We start from the raw sequence: 16,422 nt of genomic DNA, 5'->3' as shown, positions 1-16,422 counted from the left end.
GCGACATTGAATGTCATCAGACGTTGGGCACTGCGAGAACAGATGTCCATCCGTGAGATTTCCAGGCGTACAGGCCTGGCTCGCAACACCGTGAAGAAGTACCTGCGATCCGACGAGAGTGAGCCTAAGTACGCAAGCCAAACCCGGTCCAGCAAGCTCGATCCCTACGCCGAGAAGCTGGCTTTGTGGCTAGGAATGGAGGTCACGAAATCGCGGAAACAGCGGCGCAATTTGAAGCAACTCCACACAGCCCCTGGCTCTCTTGAGCATTTGGAGGTATTGCGAAGTATTGATCGGCCGGAATTGCTTGTTTGGTATGCGCTCTATGCCACTCTGCAGCATCCGAAAGAAATTCTGTCGCTACACAACGGTTTGGGGTTCCGGTTGATGCGGGACCTGCTCCGAGTGGAAGACAAGCTGGCTCCCCCAATTGCTGATATTGCATACACCGAGCTAAAAATCGTTGCACGTACCGGTCTTGAAGGAATGGCCGGAAAAATCGGTCACGCAAGTGAGCTTCAAGTTGAGCTCATTCCATACGTATCGACTTCCTTCACGTTCCAGGCCCGAAATCGATCTCACTGGAACGAAGGGCAGCACTCGTTGTATATGGAGCAATCTGAGCCCCCCCTCTCACCTCGTGATCGGATTGCGCGTTTGGCTTCTGAATTGACGCAGCTCGCGAAGTATCTTCCTAGCACTCCTGATGAATACTTTCCAGAGAAAAAATCCCGTCGAAAGTCTCCCTGACTAAGCAAGCTCCTGGAAATGTCTGCGACATACATTTGCACGCGCGCTCAGTCAATGCTTCCTCAAATAATACGCATACCGTGCAGCAACGGTGCAAATGCTTTTTTGAGTCCACGCAGATATGGATGGACGTCAGGTCGATTCGACTAGAAGAGCCCGTCTGCACGCTCGTGCCCGGGAGGAAACATAACCGTGCCGCAGCACCACATAACCATTCCGCCAGAACCAACAAATTTGTGTTTTTAGCTACCTAGGAGGAGATTTTTGCTCAAAAGATGAGCGCTTCCTAGAGGTGCATATCACTGACGAACGTTTTAGGAAGCATAAGCGTTCCGAAGCGGCACGCTTTTGGGTCTAGGGACACAACAAATTTGGCGGAAGCTGTGAGATTCGAACTCACGGAGGGGATAAACCCTCGCCGGTTTTCAAGACCGGTGCCTTAAACCGCTCGGCCAAGCTTCCATGCCCTCAAGTGTAACTGAGGCACTGGGTACCCTCTTTCTGCGGCCTTGTCCTACAAGCAATCGCGACTCAAGCCTATGGTCTGTAGGACGCAGGCGGCGGATCATAGGCTCCATGATGAATTCGAGCCTTAACACCTCAACCACCGCCGCGCCAACTGCCATGGAGCCCATTTGCCGCCCCTCGCTGGCGCTTTTGGGTACCGAGCCTTTGCGTGCGGCGTTAGAGCTTGTCAGCCACAAGTGGATGCTGTTGCGCGAGCCCGCCGCCCGCGTTGGCGACGGTCATCCTGTGGTGATCTTCCCGGGCTTGGGCGCAGGCCCTTCTTCGGTCGCTACGCTGCGCGAGCATTGCGAGTCTTTGGGCTATACGGCCTTGAACTGGGGCCGCGGCTTGAACCGTGGGCCACAAGGCGATGTGCATGCCTGGCTGGCCGATCTGGCAAAGGACGTTGCCGCCATGTTAGGCGAGCATAAGCAAAGCGCGACGCTGATCGGCTGGAGTTTGGGCGGCGTCTACGCCCGCGAAGTGGCCAAGCTGCTTGGCGGCGGCGTGCGCCAGGTGATCACGATGGGCACGCCCTTCAACGCCGAGGCGGACTACACCAATGTCGGATGGCTGTACCGCAAACTCAGTGGCGCCGAGCCCAAAATTGATGAAAGACTGTGCCAGCGCTTGCGCCGCGCACCCAAGGTGCCAACGCTATCCATCTACAGCCGCACCGACGGCGTGGTGGCCTGGCAGACATGCCGCCACGGCGATGAAGATGCACAGGTTGCGCAGGATGTGGAAGTGCGCAGCAGCCACATCGGCATGGTGTGGAACCCGTCCGTGTTGCGCATTGTGGCCGAGCGGCTGGCGAAACCCGGCCCGTGCCGTCCTTCGCTGATTCCGGATACGAATATCCACTAAAGGATTCAAGTCCTGGGGCGCAAGGGCCTCTGCGAATCAGAACGGGTGCTGGCTCGAGCAGCCGAGTATGTGGTTGCGATCACTGGACATGCATTGAAAAAACGCGCGCTTGTTACCCGTTGATGACTCGCATTCGCCCAAGGTAGTTTCAGATTTTGCTTTGCGAAGTTTGGCTGCAGTGGCTTCGTATTCAGAGGCTGAGATATAACCGTCCTTGGTGTTGCGCTGCCCGACTTCAATCATGCTGTCGAACTGGGACTGTACGTTCTCCACCGCAGTTGCACACGACAAACCTTCCTTCTTGGAGTCCACTTTTTTTAACGCCTTGATCGCACCATCGCGAAACTCCTCGACCTCTTTCGGGATTTTTTTGGTGCCGTCGGCGTTGTACTCGGACTTTGCGGAGGGGCCGTAGTTGTTACCACCGAAACTGGTCTCGCTGCGTATCTTCACCGGCTCCGTTGCCTTTTGTTCGGGAGGCGGTTGTGAGCCGTAGTGGACCTTGCCGTCAGCGTCGACCCATTTGAAGACGCCCTGCGCGAGACACGCGGTGGTGCTGAGCTGCAGCAAGCCAACTAAAACTGCAAAGACGAATTGACGCTTCATCCCTTACCTTCCTTGATATTGAATGGCGGATTCTAGAGACTGCGGGTTACCACGCAGGTACCAAAATGCCAGCGCTAGGCAGGTCGCAGCATTCCTCGCACTTCAATGAAGCTGATCACATCCTGCAAGCCGCTGAGCGTTTTCAGGTTGGTCATCACAAAAGGCTTCAAGCCTTTGGGCGTCGTGCGCATGCGGGTGGTGTCGGCATGCATTACATCCAGGTTCGCGCCCACGTACGGCGCGAGATCTGTCTTGTTGATGACGAACAAATCGCTCTTGGTGATGCCGGGGCCGCCCTTGCGCGGAATCTTCTCGCCCGCTGCTACGTCGATCACGTAAATCGTCAGGTCAGAGAGCTCGGGGCTGAAGGTTGCGGCCAGGTTGTCGCCGCCGCTCTCTACAAACACGATGTCCGCGTTGGGGTGGTCTTCCAGCATTCGGTCAATCGCCTCCAGATTGATCGAGCAGTCTTCGCGGATCGCGGTGTGCGGGCAGCCGCCGGTCTCCACGCCCATGATGCGGTCCGCAGGCAGCGCGCCACTGACGGTCAGCAGGCGCTGGTCTTCCTTGGTGTAGATATCGTTGGTGATCGCGACCAGGTCGTATTGCTCGCGCATCGCCTTGCACAGCATTTCCAAGAGCGTGGTCTTGCCGGAGCCGACCGGGCCGCCGATGCCCACGCGCAGGGGTGGCAGGTTCTTGGTGCGGTTGGGGATGTGGTGCAGTGTGGACATGGTGGTTGCTATAAATAGAGGAGCTGCTTACGCACGTTTTATGCGCCTTGGGGGCCAATTACGATCTGAAAAGCCTTGAATATTGAACTTCGTGCTGGCTGCTCAGAATGGCCAGCATTGGGGAGAAGGCTTGCCGGTTGTCGTCGGTCACACTCAAGGCGTGGTCAATCGCGCTAGGGATTTCGGCGGTGAGCGCGGACAGGATGCGTTGCCCCGCGCTTTGACCCAGCGGTACGGACTTGATCGCCGCTTGCGTCATGTTCTCGGCCCAGCCAAAGGCGTAGGCCAGCAGGCATTCGCGCACCGGTGCTTGCGTGGCGCTGGCGGCGAGTGCGTAGGCGATGGGGTAGGTGGGCGCCTGGCCTGCCAGTACGGCGATTTGCGCAGGCGTGGCAGTCGTGTGGTTGCGCAGCCATTCCAGCAGGCTCTTGCCCATTTGTTCGGTTTGCGCACGCAGTTCGCTGCTCTCGCGGGTTTGCAAAACCCAGGTGTTCAGTTCGGCGATGCGCGCGTTGTCGCCATCACGCCAGGCGGGGATGGCTTGCGCCACGGCGGGCAGATCGGAGCGCGACAGGCTCAGGTGCAGTTGATCGACCAACCAGGCGGATGCTTCACTTTCTGTAGCGGCTCGTGCGGTATCTACGGCTGCTTCCAGGCATTCAGAGTATGAAAACCCACCAATGGGCAAGGCCGGTGAGGCCAGCCACATCAATTGCATCAGGCTGCTATCGAGCATGGTGGGCGTTGCCTAGTGGTTGTGTCCGCAGCCCGGGCCGTGCACGTGGGGCGCGGCGGGGGCTGCTGCAATAGGGATGGAGGCGAGCTTGGATTTGGCTGGAGGATGCGCGTGGCTATGGTCATGGTCACTGTGGTCGTGGTCGCCATGGCTGTGGCCATGTCCACCGTGCGCGTGGCCGCCCGTATGTCCGCCCGTCGCATACGCGCCGTTCTCCGGCTCAAACGCTTCGTCCACCGCATTGACGATCAGGTGCATCGCGCGCAGCATGTCGGCCAACACGTGATCCGGCTCAATCTTCAGGTGGTCAGGCTTCAACTCAATGGGTACATGGCGATTGCCCAGGTGGTAGGCCGCGCGTATCAGATCGTAGGGCGTGCCGTGCTCGGTGCAATGCGTGATCTTCAATACCGATTGGGGCGCGGCGACCACCTTGATCAGCGAGCCATCTTCGGCCAGCAGCACATCGCCGCCGCGCACCGCGGTGCCGCGGGGCAGAAAGATGCCCAGCGCCCGGCCCAGAGAGTCGGTCGCGTCAAAGCGGCTCTTTTGGCGCACGTCCCAGTCGAGTTCGACGGTGGATGCGCGTTTAAGCAGCACAGGCGCGAGGCCCTGGCCTTGGGGGATGCATTTGGAGACTTGAAGCATGAGTGTTCCTTACCAATTGCCGTAAGCAGCAACTATGCCGCGCCACAGCGCGCTGCGCTCGACGCCCATGTGGGTGCCGCTGGCGTCGCCCGAGGCGTCTTTGGCGACGGCCATGTGCACGATGACGAGTTTGAGCTCGGGGTCTACAAAAATGGCTTGCCCATAAATGCCAAGCAGCACGAAGCGGCGGTGGCTGCCCGGCCACAGCCAGGTTTGCAAGCCGTAGCCCACGTAGGTGCTGCCCTTGTTCTGCATCGTGCCGGGGCGGAATTGGGGTGGCTGCTGGCTGGCGTCGGTCATGCGCAGCAGGTAGTCTTTGGCGATCACTACTTTGCCGTCGCGCACGCCGTCGTTGGCCAGCAGCAGCCCCAAACGTGCGTAGTCGTGCACGGTGGCATTGAAGTTGCCAGCAGATTGCTCGACTTTGTCGACAGGGTTGGTCAGCCAGGTGGCGCGCGCTTCTGCGCCCAGCGGTTGCCAGAGTTTTTCGCCGATGTACTGGCACAGCGTCTGTCCCGTCGCGCCGCGCAGCGCCAGACCCAGCATCTGGGTTTCGGCACTGGCGTAGTTGAACAGCGTGCCCTCGGTTGCCACACGTTCGGTGATGACTTTGGCACCGGCGGCAATGCCGCCGGTGCGGGCCGCCTGGTTGAAACGCGCGAGATCGTCCTTGCCGGAATAATCTTCGACAAACTGCGCACCAGAGGCCATACGCATCAGGTTGATCAGCTTGGTTTCGCCATACAAGGTGCCCGCGAGTTGGGGCGCGTAGGTGGCAGCGGTGTCTTCCAGTGAGCGGATGCGGCCTTCCTCCAGCGCCTTGCCTATGCCCAGCGCCACGATGGTTTTGGCCATTGAGTTGGACAGCAGGCGTTGTTCGGGTTTACGGTCGTAGTTGCTGCGCTCAGCGACGATCTGCCCGTCGTGCAAGACCAGCACCGCGGTAGCGCGCTGGCGTTGCATGTAGTCGTCCAGCGTCAGCGCTTTACCGTCGTACTTGTAGCGAAGGGCGGGCTCGCTAGATGCCTTGGGCAATGGCTGGGGCTGTGCCGAAGGTTCGAGCACGCAGTGCGGCGAGATACTGTCCATCGCGCTGAACGAACCCACGCGGAAGGGCTCCTGAAAAGCTTGCGCCAATTTAGGTGCGACGGGATAGCCAGCGGCTTTGCCCAGCAGGTCTTCGTCTGGGGCGGCAAGGCTGACGCTGCAGGCCAGAGCGCAGGCAAGGCAGAAAACGGAGACACGAAGCATGGGCGGTGGCTATGCAGTGAAGATGGCTGATTGTGGCGCAGAGGGCACGTGGCCCCGATCCGCTACAAGGCCATCGTCAGGTAACGGCTGTTCGGGTCCAGCGTGTAGCTGCCAAACGGGCCGCAGGGCTCGAAGCCGTGCGCGAGATAGAGGCTGTGTGCGGGCGCGAAGAAGGACTGGGTGCCGGTCTCCAGGCTCAGGCGCTGAAACCCGAGCGCGCGGGCTTGTTCGACGATATGCAGCAACACCTGTTTGGCGATGCCCATGCCGCGAAGTGTTGCGGCGGTGCGCATCGATTTCAGTTCTGCATGTTGCGCATCCAGGCGCTTGATCGCGCCAGTGCCGACCAGCCTGCCATCCAAGTTGCCAGTCCCTGCCGGCAACCAGGCCGACCAGAAATGCACGCCGGGGTCACGCAGCTTGGAGAGATCCAGCGCATGCACGCTCTCGGGCGGCGACGTGGCCCGCATGTCCTGCAAATGCTCTTCCAGAAAAATGGCAATGCGCGGGTCGCTTAAGTCATCCAGTCGGATGTGCAGTGGCAGGGCAGACATAAGCTCAAAACAGGAAATAGCGTTGCGCGAGCGGCAGGCTGACTGCCGGCTCGCAAGTCAGCAGTTGGCCGTCGGCGCGAACGCTGTAGGTCTGCGCATCAATCTCCATCACCGGCAGGTAGCTGTTGTGGACCATGTGCTGCTTGCGGATGCCGCGCACGTTTTTCACGGCAGTGATGTTCTTGGCGAGGCCAAAGCGCTCTTTGATGCCTGCATTCAAACCGGCTTGAGACACGAACGTGAACGAGCCTTTGGCAACGGCGCCACCGTACGCGCCGAACATCGGGCGGTAGTGCACAGGCTGCGGCGTCGGGATAGACGCATTCGGGTCGCCCATCGCTGCATACGCGATGAAGCCGCCTTTGATGATCAGTGCGGGCTTGGCTCCGAAGAAGGCTGGTTTCCACACCACCAGATCGGCCCACTTGCCAACTTCGATGCTGCCGACTTCGTGGCTGATGCCGTGCGAGATCGCGGGGTTGATCGTGTACTTGGCGATGTAGCGTTTGGCGCGGAAGTTGTCGTTGCGCACGGAGTCTTCGGGCAATGTGCCGCGCTGCGCTTTCATCTTGTGGGCAGTTTGCCAGGTGCGGATGATGACTTCGCCGACGCGGCCCATGGCCTGGCTGTCGCTGCTCATCATGCTGATCGCGCCCAGGTCGTGCAGGATGTCTTCGGCGGCGATGGTTTCCTTGCGGATACGGCTCTCGGCAAACGCCAGGTCTTCGGCAATGCCCGCGTCCAGATGGTGGCACACCATCAGCATGTCCACATGCTCGTCCAGCGTGTTGACGGTGTACGGCATCGTCGGATTCGTCGAGCTGGGTAGAAAGTTCGCCTGGCCCACGACGCGCAGGATGTCGGGTGCGTGCCCGCCGCCCGCCCCTTCGGTGTGGAAGGCGCACAGGCCGCGGCCCTTGGTAGCCGCGATGGTGTCTTCGACAAAGCCGGACTCGTTCAACGTGTCGGAATGGATCGCAACTTGCGTGTCGGTTTCATCGGCTACGTCCAGGCAGTTGCTGATCGCCGCGGGCGTTGTGCCCCAGTCTTCGTGCAGCTTCAGGCCGATCACGCCCGCCTGGATTTGCTCGTGCAGCGCGGCGGGCAATGAGGCGTTGCCTTTGCCCAGAAAGCCCAGGTTCATCGGGAACGCGTCGGCCGCTTGCAGCATGCGCTCGATGTTCCACGGGCCGGGTGTGGATGTCGTGGCAAAGGTTCCGGTCGCAGGGCCGGTGCCGCCGCCCAGCATTGTGGTCACGCCGCTGGCCATGGCCTCTTCGATTTGCTGCGGGCAGATGAAATGGATGTGGCTGTCGATGCCACCGGCAGTGACGATGTTGCCTTCGCAGCTGATGACCTCGGTGCCCGGGCCGATGATGATGTCCACGCCCGGTTGCGTGTCCGGGTTGCCCGCTTTGCCGATGGCGACGATGCGGCCACCCTTCAAACCGATGTCGGCCTTGACGATGCCCCAGTGGTCCAGGATCAGTGCGTTGGTCATCACGCAGTCGACCGCGCCTTCGTAGCGCGTGCGCTGGCTCTGCGCCATGCCGTCGCGAATCGTCTTGCCACCGCCAAACTTCACTTCTTCGCCGTAGCTGCCTGCGGCTAGCGTGTAGTCCTTCTCGACCTCGATCAGCAAGCCGGTGTCGGCCAGACGCACGCGGTCGCCGACCGTGGGGCCAAAGATTTCCGCGTAGGCGCGGCGTCCAATCGTTGCCATATCAAAGCTTCCCTTGCACTAAACCGCGAAAGCCGTAAACGATGCGGTCGCCACTGAAGTCCACCAGCTCTACCGTGCGCTGTTGGCCTGGCTCAAAGCGCACGGCCGAGCCAGACGCGATGTTCAGCCGCATGCCCTGCGCGGCAGCGCGGTCAAACCCCAGCGCGCCGTTGGTTTCGGCAAAGTGGTAATGCGAGCCGACTTGAATAGGCCGGTCTGCGGTGTTTGTGACCACGACCGTCAACGTGCGGCGGCCCGTGTTGAGCGGGTGTTCGCCTTCGTCGCAAAGAATTTCGCCGGGGATCATGGTGTGACCCTCAGACCTGTGTGAACAGGTAGAGGCCCGTGAAGCCGAGCAGCGTGCCCATGCTGGCGAGGACGGTGGTGCTGCGTTCTGCCAGCCAGCGGCGCACAGAGAGGCCGACGGTGACGCCGCCGATGTGCAGCACGCCGGTGGTCAGCAGGAAGCCAGCGGCGTAGCCCATGAATCCGGTGTCTGGCGCCTCGGCTCCGTGCGCTAGGCCGTGTAGCGAGGCCGCGGCGGCGATCAGCCCCAGACCGAGAGACTTGGGTATGGGCTTGGTGGCGAAAACCAGCATCGCGCCAAAAAGAACCACCGACAGCGCAACCGCGTGTTCCAGGTAGGGCAGCGTCACGCCGCTGGCGCCCAAAACCGCACTGACGACCAGCGCCAGCATGAATGTGGCAGGCCCTTGCCAGACCTTGTTGTCAGGCAGGGCATTCACCGACCAGACCCCCACCGCCACCATGGCCAGCAAATGGTCCAGGCCAAAAGGATGGGTAAGGCCTTCCATCAGGCTATGGGTTCCATGGCCGGTATGGGCTCTGGCGCTCGCAGATATTGCGCAAGCAGCTATCAAAAACAGAGCGGATCGGTTGGGGGTGCGCATGAAAAGTCTCCGAAAAATAGTCTTTTAAAACAATCGCGTTCAGACAATGGGTTGGTGCACGGTGACCAGCTTGGTGCCGTCGGGGAAGGTAGCTTCAACCTGGATGTCTGGAATCATCTCGGCGATGCCATCCATTACATCGGCGCGGGTCAGCACGGCACGGCCCTCGCTCATCAACTGCGCCACGGTCTTGCCGTCGCGTGCGCCCTCCATCACGGCGGCGCTGATCAGCGCGATGGATTCTGGGTAGTTGAGCTTCAGGCCGCGGGCTTTGCGCCGCTCGGCCAGGAGCGCGGCGGTGAAGATCAGCAGCTTGTCTTTCTCTCTAGGTGTGAGTTCCATGGAAGAGTTATAGCAAGTGCCGTGCCCTATGGGGGAGTGATGGCATAGAAAGTGCACTTTCAGCCAGTGCACAGCGACCTGCCTCCCCCGCCCAGTTCCTTCAGCCCACCGCAGCGCGTGGTGAAGATTCGGCGCGACTACAACAACTGGGTGGCGCGGGAAACCATGGAGGACTATGCGCTGCGCTTCACGCCGCAGCGGTTTCGCAAATGGTCGGAGTGGCGCGTGGCGCATACGGCCTTTGGCGCGGCATCCTTCCTGATCCTGGAGGCGGTCGGCGCCACGCTGTTGGTGCAGTACGGGTTTGTCAATGCACTGTGGGCCATTCTGGCGACCGGACTGATCATTCTTCTGGCGGGCTTGCCGATCAGCATTTACGCCGCCCGCCATGGCGTGGACATGGATTTGCTGACTCGCGGTGCCGGGTTTGGCTACATAGGCTCGACGCTGACCTCGCTGATCTACGCGTCTTTCACCTTCATCTTCTTTGCGCTGGAGGCGGCGGTGATGGCCTACGCGCTGGAGCTGGCGCTGGACATACCGCCGACCTGGGGCTACCTGATCTGCGCGCTGGTGGTGATTCCGTTGGTCAGCCACGGCGTGTCGGCGATCAGCGCCTTGCAGGTCTGGACGCAGGGGCTGTGGCTGTTGATGCTGGTCGTGCCCTATGCGTTTGTGGCGGTGCGCGACCCCGCCGCATTTGCGGGCATCACGCACTATGCTGGTGAATCCGGCAAGGGCGGCGCGTTTGACGTGCACTTGTTTGGTGCTGCGCTAACCGTGGGCATCGCATTGATCACGCAAATGGGCGAGCAAGCCGATTACCTGCGCTTCATGCCACAAAAGACGGCGGCCAACCGCAAGCGCTGGTGGGCCGCGGTGTTGGTCGGTGGCCCCGGTTGGATCGTTCCCGGCGTGTTGAAGATGCTGGGCGGCGCGTTTCTGGCGTATCTGGCGATGGGCCATAGCGTGCCCAGCGACAGGGCGGTGGACCCGAACCAGATGTACCTAGCTGCCTATGAGTATGTGTTCCCGGTGCTGGGCTGGGCGGTCGCGGCTACGGCTATTTTTGTGGTCGTGTCACAACTCAAGATTAACGTCACAAACGCCTACGCCGGGTCGCTGGCCTGGAGTAATTTTTTCTCCCGGCTTACGCACAGCCACCCGGGGCGCGTGGTGTGGGTGCTGTTCAACAGCCTGATCGCCTTCATGCTGATGGAGATGAATGTGTTCCAGGCGCTGGGCGAGGTGCTGGGGCTGTATTCGAATATCGCGATCGCGTGGATCATGGCGGTGGTAGCCGATCTGGTGATCAACAAGCCGCTGGGCCTGTCGCCCAAAGGCATTGAGTTCAAGCGCGCCTATTTGTACGACATCAACCCGGTGGGCGTGGGCGCGATGGCGTTGGCGTCTGGGTTGTCGATTGCAGCGCATCTGGGTTTCTTCGGTCCGTTGGCGCAGGCGTTTTCGGCGGTGATTGCGATGATCACTGCGCTGATCGCCGCCCCGGCGATAGCGTGGGCGACCAAAGGCCGCTACTACATTGCCCGCACTGAGACTGCACCCGCGTTTGCTGAAAAACTGGCCGTACACCGCTGCGTCATCTGCGAGCGCGAATACGAAGGTCCGGACATGGCGCATTGCCCCGCCTACCAGGGGCCGATCTGTTCGCTCTGCTGCACGCTGGACGCGCGCTGCGGCGACGCCTGCAAGCCGCATGCGAGTCTGTCGTCGCAATGGTCGGCAACATTGCGCTGGCTGTTGCCCAAGCGCACCTGGCCGTATCTGGATTCGGGGCTGGGGCACTTCTTGTTGTTGCTTGGTGTGATCGTGCCGCTGCTGGCGACGGTGTTCGCGATGTTCTACCGGCAGGAGCTGGCAGCGCTGGGCAGCATGGCGGGTGATGCGACGGCGGTGCAGGAGGCTTTGCGCTCCGGTTTTGGCAAGGCGTTTGCGGCGCTGCTGGTGCTCTCGTGCATAGGCGCGTGGTGGCTGGTTCTGGCGCACAAGAGCCGGCAGGTGGCGCAGGAAGAATCGAACCGGCAAACGCACTTGCTGATGCAGGAAATCGAATCGCACCGCCAGACGGACGAAGCACTGCAGCAGGCCAAGCGGGCGGCCGAACACGCAAACCAGGCCAAGAGCCGCTACATCAGCGCGATCAGTCACGAGCTGCGCACGCCGCTCAACAGCATTTTGGGTTACGCGCAATTGATGGGCGAAGACGCCGCGATTCCGCCGCACCGCAAACAAGCGGTCAGCGTGATCAAGCGCGGCGGCGAGCATTTGCTCTCTTTGATTGAAGGCACGCTGGACATGGCGCATATCGAGTCCGGCAAGCTCACGCTGAATGTCAAACCCATGCGCTTTGCCGATGGCATGCACGAAATCGCCAGCATGTTCGAGTTGCAAGCGTCCGACAAGGGCTTGTCGTTTGATTACGAAGTGCGCGGCAGCATCCCGGACTGGGTGCGCGCGGACGAAAAGCGCGTGCGGCAGATCGTGTTCAACCTGCTGGGCAATGCGATCAAGTTCACGCAGAGCGGTGGCGTGACATTGCGCCTTCGCTATGCGCGCGAGATGGCGCATATTGAAATTCTGGACACCGGGCCGGGTATGTCGGCGCAGGAACTGGAGCGCATCTTCGAGCCCTTTACGCGCGGCGACAGCGCAGCAACAGGCCCTGCGGGCACAACGGGTTCGGGGCTGGGGCTGACGATCGCGAAGATGCTGACCGATCTGATGGGCGGCGAACTGATTGTGACCAGCGAACCAGGGCAAGGCTCCATTTTCCAGGTGCGTTTGTTCTTGCCGGAGTTGCATGTGCCAGTGTCGGGTGCGCCGGAGCGCGCGGCTGTGCCTGCCGCCAAAGCGCGGCGCGGTTATGCGGGCGTGCGCCGCAAGATTCTGGTGGTGGACAACGAAGAGGCAGACCGCGATTTGCTGGTGCAACTGCTGACACCCTTGGGCTTTGAAGTGCGCACCGCAGCCAGCGGCCACGACTGCCTCGATTTGTTGGCAGCTGGGCTAGTGCCGGATGTACTGCTGCTGGATCTGGCGATGCCAGGCATTGATGGTTGGGAGACCTTGCGCCGCGTGCGCGCGCTGGGCTTGGCACAAACCCATGTGGCTATCGTCTCGGCCAATGCGTTTGACCGCGGCCTGGACAACGGCCTGGGCCTGCCGCCGGAGGATTTCATCGTCAAGCCGGTGCGGCATTCGGAGCTGCTGGACTGGCTGGAGCGGAAGCTGGAATTGGTGTGGTTGGATACCGCAGCCATTCCACCAAGCTCCACGCCCGCACCTGTGGTCACAGAGCTGCACGCACCGCCGCGCGCCGAGTTGTTGGCGTTGCAAGAGTTGGTGCGGCTGGGCTATTACCGCGGCGTGATGAACCAGCTGGAATCGATTGCGCATGCACATCCGGATTGCGAGGCGTTTGTGGGTGCGATGGACAAACTGGCGCGCCAGTACCAGTTTGAAACCATGCTCGCGCAATTGCAAAAAACGCTCGATGTTGCGCCCATCCACTGACATGAACCTCACACTGGATCGCGCAAAACTCGATGGCACGCTGGACCGTGCCAACAGCGACGTCGTGTTGATCGTCGACGACGTGCCCGACAACCTCGCGGTGCTGCACGACGCGCTGGATGAGTCCGGTTACACCGTCTTGCTGGCAACTTCGGGCGAGACCGCGCTGGCCCGTGCGGCGCAGGCGCTGCCGGATATCGTATTGCTGGACGCGATGATGCCCGGCATGGACGGCTTTGAGGTCGCGCGCCGATTGAAGGCGTCTGCCTTGACGGCACATATCCCCATCATCTTCATGACCGGCCTGACCGAGACCGAATACCTGGTGGCCGCGCTGGAATCCGGCGGCGTGGACTATGTCACCAAGCCGATCAAACCTAAAGAGGTGATGGCGCGCATGGCCGTGCATCTGCAGGGAGCACGCGAACGCCGCCAGGCGCGCAATGCGCTGGACGCGTTTGGCTACGCCAGCATCGCGGTGCGCCAATCCGATGGCAGCGTGCTATGGCAAACACCGCTGGCGCGTGGACTGCTGGAACGGTACTTTGAAGCAAGCAACGCCATCGCACCACCACCGCTGCGCGACTGGTTGGACCATTGCGTGGCACGCGTTGCAGATCGGCAGGAAGTGTCCGGCCTGACGATTGAAAAAGGGGCGGCCAAACTGATCGTCAATCTGCACCAGCAAATCGGCGACACAGACGCAGGTGGTGACTGGTTGCTGGTGATGCGCGAGTCGTCGGACGCTGCGGTGATCGAGGCGATTCGCCTGAGCTTGCAGCTCACCGCACGCGAGGCCGAGGTGCTATATTGGGTCGTCAAAGGCAAGACCAACAAAGACATTGGCGACATTCTGGGCAGCAGCCCCATGACCGTAAAAAAACATCTGGAACGCGTATTTGTGAAGCTGGGCGTAGAGACTCGCACCGCCGCCGCCAACAAGGCGCTGGGGCGTATCCGTCAACTGCAGCCGCAGTTTGAAGGCAGCACATGAGCGACGCACCAATCGCCCCCGAGCAGCCGCGCAACCCTTTGCATGGCGTCAAACTTGAAGACATAGTGACGCAACTGTCCGAGCACTATGGCTGGGAAGATTTGGGCCAGCGTGTGCCGATTCGCTGCTTTACTTTTGAGCCCAGTGTTTCTTCCAGCCTGAAATTTCTGCGCAAGACGCCGTGGGCGCGAGAGAAGGTGGAGTCGCTTTATCTGTTTATGTTGCGGGAGAAGAGGCGGGGTTCTTAGCTTCCGTTTGCTTCCGTCTGCGCGGGATCAGGCGGGGTACCTGTTTTACTCCGTGTCCCCCGCGCCCGTTGGGCGCTCCTCCTTTACCTGCGTAAAACAGGTACCCCACCCGATTCTGAAAAAATCTTGGCGCGCACTCGGCGGCAAACCAATTACATCCCGACGTAGCCGCAGGGTTAGGGCGGGCTGTTTTGCGAAGGTAAAGGAGGAGGCCGAAGGCCGGGGGACACGTAGCAAAACAGTCCACCCTGGCCCTACGGCGAGCTCAGCAGCTCAGAGTTCCTCTCAAGCCCAAAGGACTTTAGAGCTTCCCTTGAACCAGCCCTCAACGCGTGTCTCGATCGCACCTTCAATACGGTTGCGACGAATCTTCATCGTTGGGGTCAGCAGGCCGTTCTCGACTGACCAGGGTTCTTTCGCCACGACCAGCATTTGCAGCTTTTCGTAGTCCGCCAGGTTGCTGTTGACATCTTTTAGCAACTGCGTGAGCTCGGCTTCCACATGGGCACGGAATTCCGGATCGTTTTGCTTGGGGCGCACGCTCTCCGCCAAAACGACGATGGCATACGCAGAAGGCTGGCCTACGCCGGAAACCATGCTCAACTCAATCAATGGGTTCGCGTTGATCTGATTTTCGATAGGCGCTGGAGCCACATACTTGCCCTTGGACGTCTTGAACATTTCCTTGACGCGACCTGTTAGCTTCAGCAGGCCATTGGGCTGGCGCTCGCCCTTGTCACCGGTGCGGAAGAAACCATCGGCCGTGAACACTTCGGCGTCCAGATCGGGGCGCTTGTAGTAGCCCACCATGGTGCCGGGTGACTTGATCAGGATTTCACCTTCTTCGCTCAGCTTCACCTGCACGCCTTTTTGCGGAATGCCTACATAGCCTGGCGCATGGAATTCGTCCGTGGAGGCGTGTGAGTAGGCAAAGTCTTCGGTCATGCCGTAGCCTTCGAGCAGGTTCAGCCCGATACGGCGGTACCAGTCGATCAGTTGCGGTGGAATCGGGGCCGAGCCGCTGTTGGCAAATTTGACCTGGTCCAGGCCCAGTCCGCGCAGGACCTTTCTGCCAACGATGCGGCCGAGAATCGGAATGCTGAGCAGGCGGTCCAACTTCTTCGGCGGCATCTTCGCGAACACGCCTTGCTGGAATTTGAGCCACAAACGCGGCACGGATACAAACAGCGTGGGTCGTGCGCGGTTCAGGTCGGCCAGGAAGGTGTCCAGGCTCTCCGCGAAGTACACGTGTGCCCGTCCATCCAGCAGGCAGGCGCATTCGACACAGGCGCGCTCGAAGATATGCGCCAGTGGCAAGTAAGACAGCACGCGGATTTCGGACCCTTCGCCCAGGCCACGCTTGATGTAATCGACGAAGCCTTGGGCCGCATCCGTGGCTCCTTCGAAGTTGTGCATCACGCCTTTGGGCTGGCCGGTGGAGCCGGAGGTGTACATCAGCAATGCCAGGTCTTTGGGGCCTCGGGTCGCGTGGCCCGCCAGCGGTTCGGTGCGGGCAATGATCGAGTCCCACGTTGTGAATGTGGTCTTGGGCGCCAGTGGCAATGCGACGCAAGGCAGATCTTTGGGGACGCCAGCAATCTGTTGCTCCCAGGTATCCAGCTTGCCGACAAACAGCAGGCTGGCGCCACTGTGGTTCAGGACGTAGCCGACTGTCTCGGCGGTTTCGGTGGGGAAGATCGCGACCGTTGTGTAACCGGCCATCCAGATGGCCAGCTCGGCCATGATGAAGTGGGCGCAGTTTTTGGACAGGATCGCGATGCGTGCGCCCGGCTCGAAGTTCTGGGCTTTCAGGTAAGAAGCCATGCGCCGGGCCTCGCCCATGGTTTGGCCCCACGTGTAGTCCTTGACGGTGTTGCCGCCCAGGGGTTGGGTCATGAATACTTCATTGGCACGGGATTTTTCGTGCTCTTGAATGAAGTCCAATAACAATTTCTTGTTTGCCATGTGTCTGCTCCTCATTGTGTTTTTGCTGCATACATCTTAAGCGCCCCACGAA

Annotated in this window: 15 protein-coding genes, 1 tRNA gene and 1 pseudogene; 5 read left to right on the top strand and 12 right to left on the bottom strand. The window is 60.6% G+C overall.

What is annotated here, in order from left to right; translation table 11 throughout:
• Window positions 1–246: pseudogene (locus AC1DV6_RS05735) on the top strand (IS21 family transposase); the annotation flags it as partial.
• 876 nt (window positions 247–1,122) lie between these two features.
• Here the strand turns inward: AC1DV6_RS05735 and AC1DV6_RS05730 are convergent.
• A tRNA-Ser gene (locus AC1DV6_RS05730) sits at window positions 1,123–1,212 on the bottom strand.
• Between the two features lie 114 nt (window positions 1,213–1,326).
• Between AC1DV6_RS05730 and AC1DV6_RS05725 the strand changes: the two genes are divergently transcribed.
• Window positions 1,327–2,124, top strand: a complete 798-nt coding sequence (locus AC1DV6_RS05725) for an esterase/lipase family protein (RefSeq protein WP_477975966.1) — start codon at window positions 1,327–1,329, stop codon at window positions 2,122–2,124.
• 36 nt (window positions 2,125–2,160) lie between these two features.
• On the opposite strand, the gene AC1DV6_RS05720 is transcribed toward AC1DV6_RS05725, so the two are convergent.
• From AC1DV6_RS05720 to AC1DV6_RS05675, 10 genes are all read right to left on the bottom strand, one after another.
• The gene (locus AC1DV6_RS05720; RefSeq protein ID WP_477975964.1) at window positions 2,161–2,730 is read right to left on the bottom strand and encodes a DUF4124 domain-containing protein; all 570 of its coding nucleotides are present in this window, start codon (window positions 2,728–2,730) and stop codon (window positions 2,161–2,163) included.
• Between the two features lie 74 nt (window positions 2,731–2,804).
• A complete protein-coding gene (ureG, locus tag AC1DV6_RS05715; protein ID WP_477975963.1) occupies window positions 2,805–3,464 on the bottom strand; it encodes an urease accessory protein UreG in 660 nt (219 codons plus the stop codon).
• Window positions 3,465–3,522: 58 nt separating this feature from the next.
• Window positions 3,523–4,200 (bottom strand): urease accessory protein UreF, encoded by a 678-nt coding sequence (locus AC1DV6_RS05710; RefSeq protein ID WP_477975961.1) that lies wholly within the window; start codon window positions 4,198–4,200, stop codon window positions 3,523–3,525.
• A 12-nt stretch (window positions 4,201–4,212) separates the two neighbouring features.
• Window positions 4,213–4,848 (bottom strand): urease accessory protein UreE, encoded by a 636-nt coding sequence (ureE, locus tag AC1DV6_RS05705; protein ID WP_477975959.1) that lies wholly within the window; start codon window positions 4,846–4,848, stop codon window positions 4,213–4,215.
• Between the two features lie 9 nt (window positions 4,849–4,857).
• The gene (locus AC1DV6_RS05700) at window positions 4,858–6,099 is read right to left on the bottom strand and encodes a serine hydrolase domain-containing protein (protein ID WP_477975957.1); all 1,242 of its coding nucleotides are present in this window, start codon (window positions 6,097–6,099) and stop codon (window positions 4,858–4,860) included.
• 62 nt (window positions 6,100–6,161) lie between these two features.
• A complete protein-coding gene (locus AC1DV6_RS05695; RefSeq protein WP_477975955.1) occupies window positions 6,162–6,653 on the bottom strand; it encodes a GNAT family N-acetyltransferase in 492 nt (163 codons plus the stop codon).
• Between the two features lie 4 nt (window positions 6,654–6,657).
• Window positions 6,658–8,376: an urease subunit alpha gene (ureC, locus tag AC1DV6_RS05690; RefSeq protein ID WP_477975953.1), complete on the bottom strand. Its 1,719-nt coding sequence runs from the start codon at window positions 8,374–8,376 to the stop codon at window positions 6,658–6,660.
• Between the two features lies 1 nt (window position 8,377).
• Window positions 8,378–8,683: an urease subunit beta gene (locus tag AC1DV6_RS05685; RefSeq protein WP_477975951.1), complete on the bottom strand. Its 306-nt coding sequence runs from the start codon at window positions 8,681–8,683 to the stop codon at window positions 8,378–8,380.
• A 10-nt stretch (window positions 8,684–8,693) separates the two neighbouring features.
• Window positions 8,694–9,287 carry a HupE/UreJ family protein gene (locus AC1DV6_RS05680; RefSeq protein WP_477975950.1) on the bottom strand — a complete coding sequence of 198 codons (594 nt, stop codon included), beginning with the start codon at window positions 9,285–9,287 and terminating at the stop codon, window positions 8,694–8,696.
• 39 nt (window positions 9,288–9,326) lie between these two features.
• Window positions 9,327–9,629 carry an urease subunit gamma gene (locus AC1DV6_RS05675; protein WP_477975948.1) on the bottom strand — a complete coding sequence of 101 codons (303 nt, stop codon included), beginning with the start codon at window positions 9,627–9,629 and terminating at the stop codon, window positions 9,327–9,329.
• A gap of 51 nt (window positions 9,630–9,680) precedes the next feature.
• Between AC1DV6_RS05675 and AC1DV6_RS05670 the strand changes: the two genes are divergently transcribed.
• Genes AC1DV6_RS05670 through AC1DV6_RS05660 form a run of 3 tightly spaced genes read left to right on the top strand, consistent with a single transcriptional unit; the run spans window position 9,681 to window position 14,405 of the window.
• Complete coding sequence (locus AC1DV6_RS05670; protein WP_477975946.1) at window positions 9,681–13,163, top strand: hybrid sensor histidine kinase/response regulator; 3,483 nt, start codon at window positions 9,681–9,683, stop codon at window positions 13,161–13,163.
• Window position 13,164: 1 nt separating this feature from the next.
• Window positions 13,165–14,157, top strand: a complete 993-nt coding sequence (locus AC1DV6_RS05665) for a response regulator (protein WP_477975944.1) — start codon at window positions 13,165–13,167, stop codon at window positions 14,155–14,157.
• Complete coding sequence (locus tag AC1DV6_RS05660; protein ID WP_477975942.1) at window positions 14,154–14,405, top strand: VF530 family protein; 252 nt, start codon at window positions 14,154–14,156, stop codon at window positions 14,403–14,405. Before AC1DV6_RS05665 ends, AC1DV6_RS05660 begins: the two co-directional genes overlap by 4 nt.
• Before the next feature lie 285 nt (window positions 14,406–14,690).
• Here the strand turns inward: AC1DV6_RS05660 and AC1DV6_RS05655 are convergent, their stop codons facing one another.
• Window positions 14,691–16,370 carry an AMP-binding protein gene (locus tag AC1DV6_RS05655; RefSeq protein WP_477975940.1) on the bottom strand — a complete coding sequence of 560 codons (1,680 nt, stop codon included), beginning with the start codon at window positions 16,368–16,370 and terminating at the stop codon, window positions 14,691–14,693.
• Window positions 16,371–16,422: the final 52 nt, after the last annotated feature.

Source organism: Rhodoferax sp. P2_H8_2, from assembly GCF_056403235.1.
The sequence above is the reverse complement of the archived record's forward strand: the minus strand, read 5'-3'. Positions and strand labels throughout refer to the sequence as shown.